The sequence below is a fragment of the Streptomyces sp. NPDC005728 genome (assembly GCF_040630895.1).
In the GTDB taxonomy this organism is placed as follows: Bacteria; Actinomycetota; Actinomycetes; order Streptomycetales; family Streptomycetaceae; genus Streptomyces.
Map to the genome: position 1 here is coordinate 1 of NZ_JBEXYL010000257.1, position 2444 is coordinate 2444.

Below are 2444 nucleotides of genomic sequence, written 5' to 3' on the forward strand. Positions count from 1 at the left end.
GTCCGTCAAGAAGCCCGTTGCCAAGAAGACGGCCACGAAGAGGACTGGGACCACCCTGGTCGACCTCATCCACCGTCACCTCACCGAGCAGAGCGGACCACGCTCCGCAGCGGAAGTCTCCGAGGCACTCGGCAATGCGCACCCCGACCGCAACATCGCGACCACTGTCGTGCGCACCACCCTCGAAAACCTCGTCGCCAAGAGCCTGGCCCAGCGGACCAAGCAGGGCAGCTCCGTCTACTACACCGCCGCCCCTGCATCGGAGCCGACAGCGGCACCCACCGACGAGGCCCGGCCCGAAACTGCCGGATAGGCCACGAGCCTGCGGATGTCCGCATGAGCGTGCTCCCCTGTCCTTTGGCATTGGTCAGCGCTCCCGGACGGAAGCTCCGTAGCTGTCGGTCTCTACTAGCACCGACACCCCCGTGAATCGGGGCGGGCCACATCTGGATGAGGCATCACTCGGTGATCTCGTCCGGGGCGCGATCGACGGCGGCGTCCCGGCCACGTGCCTGGATGCGCAGCCGGTAGTCGCCGCGCCCGTCGAGGGGCCACAGCGCAGCTCTTCTTCGAGGTCGGCCATCAGACCTCGCACCACGGGGCCTGCCGATTCTGGAGGCGTGGTCGCTCAGCGCTGCCTTGAACCCTGCCCGCGGCTGCGCCGGCGGTCGTTGCCGGAACGGCGGCGCTCTGGCACAGATGTCGGTGCGTCACTATAGGCGGGTTCTGCCGGGGCACTGAATCCGCCGGGGACGGTGGATGCGGTGGCGGAAGGCCGATGCCCTGTTGGAGTTTCATCCTGCGATGCAGGACGCGTGCGCCGCAGCGCACGGTCGATGACACGGCAGTGGGTGAGGAGCCGGGCGCAGCTGGAGCAGACCTCGGACAGGGTCCACACCTGTCCTACGGCCGGGTCATGCCGGAGCAGCAGAACGACGGCGCCGGCGCAGTGCACCTCGGTGCCTTCGTGCGCGGTGCACCGGTCTTGACGGCAGGCGCAGGCGGCGTCGGGCCGTACGGTGGCGGCTCGGGCGTGAGCGGCTGCATGGGCTTCGGCGAACCGGCGTAGTGCGGACAAGTCCCGCGAGCGGGGCGGCATGCTGCATGAAGAGGAGCAGGTGACGGAGGCCGTGCGGTCGCTGTGGCCGGTCAGCCGGATGTTCCAGGTTCGTCCCGGCCGGCGGCCTGTGGGTGCTTCGAGTTCCAAGTGTGGTGATCCTTTGCAGCTGAGAGTGGGGGATGCCGTTGGGCGTTGGCTTATGTGTATCCGGTCGGCAGGGGCGAGCGTGGGTCGGCGACGGCGAAACGTTTCCGGGCCGTGCGCCATGGCACTACCCACGTCCCGGTGGTATATCACCCTCGCGGTCGACACCCGCCAGGGCATCCGCCAAGGGTCCCACGCGGGGCTGACACCCTCCCTGTGCCGCGCCCGTCAGGCGGGCGCTCTGAACCACAGCGGATGCATCAACGCACCTTTGCGCGGCGGTCTCTCGCGCATACTGCGCACATGAAGAGCGAACTCGTTGGCTTGATCGGCACCACCGTGGGCGGGGTCATAGCCGTGGCCGGATCGGTGACGGCGACCTGGCTGCAGACACGACGCCAACGCAATCTGGCGCACGACGAACGTATGTGGGTGCGGAGGGCGGACCTGTACGTCGAGCTCCTGACCGCCGATGGCGCTGAAGCCTCCCCCACCCGAGGCTACCCGTCCGACTTTGATGTGCCACCCGACCCGGACGCCGAACTCCGGCTGACCCAACTGCGCGCACGGGTAGACGCCTTCGCCTCGACCCGCGTCGCCCGGCTCTGGCACGAAGGCGTCGAGCGCGACCAAGAGCTTCTCGACGCCGCCACCGCACCAGGCGCGATGTCCGACATCGACTACGAGCGGCACGTGGCCACGCTCAGCACCGAGACCACTGCAGTGGAACAGGCCCGCGCCCAGCTCCGCAAGCAGATCCGTGCTGAGCTTGACCCGGGTACCCGTTAGCATCAGGTGGCCCTGGGCTGCGCATCGGCTCGCGACGAGGCACACGCCGAGGCACTCGCAGCCCGGTCGCGGAGGGCAGGCCGGCGAGGATCGGGAGAAATGATCCAGCGGTCACGGACGAAAGGGTTCGAGCCACTGCCGAAACGATGGGTGATCGAGCGGACCTTCAGCCGGCTGATGCAACACCGCCGCCTGGCCCGAGACTACGAAGCCCTCCCGCAGAGATCCCGCACGATGATCCACTGGGCGATGGCTAACAAAATGTCCCGCGAACTCACCGGCGAATCCACACCACCTGGCGAATCGAAACGCACATCCCACCCACAAGAGCGTGAACGTTGATCAGATGCCCTCTAAGAGGGCGTTTATGCAGGTCCGGCCCTATACGCGGCTCTCGTCCCTGTCCTGCTCTGAGGGCTTTCCTCCCGTACGCGGCGAATGACCTTCTCCG

The 2444-nt window shown here is 67.6% G+C and carries 3 protein-coding genes and 1 pseudogene; all 4 read left to right on the forward strand.

Annotation, left to right across the window (positions count from 1 at the left end):
* Window positions 1–313: BlaI/MecI/CopY family transcriptional regulator (locus ABZ471_RS48300; RefSeq protein ID WP_359075525.1), on the forward strand; the 313-nt coding region annotated here is incomplete at its 5' end.
* 603 nt (window positions 314–916) lie between these two features.
* The gene (locus ABZ471_RS48305) at window positions 917–1069 is read left to right on the forward strand and encodes a hypothetical protein (RefSeq protein ID WP_359075527.1); all 153 of its coding nucleotides are present in this window, start codon (window positions 917–919) and stop codon (window positions 1067–1069) included.
* A gap of 438 nt (window positions 1070–1507) precedes the next feature.
* Window positions 1508–1993: a hypothetical protein gene (locus ABZ471_RS48310; protein ID WP_359075529.1), complete on the forward strand. Its 486-nt coding sequence runs from the start codon at window positions 1508–1510 to the stop codon at window positions 1991–1993.
* Window positions 1994–2092: 99 nt separating this feature from the next.
* Window positions 2093–2335 (forward strand): annotated as a pseudogene (locus tag ABZ471_RS48315) (transposase); the annotation flags it as partial.
* Window positions 2336–2444: the final 109 nt, after the last annotated feature.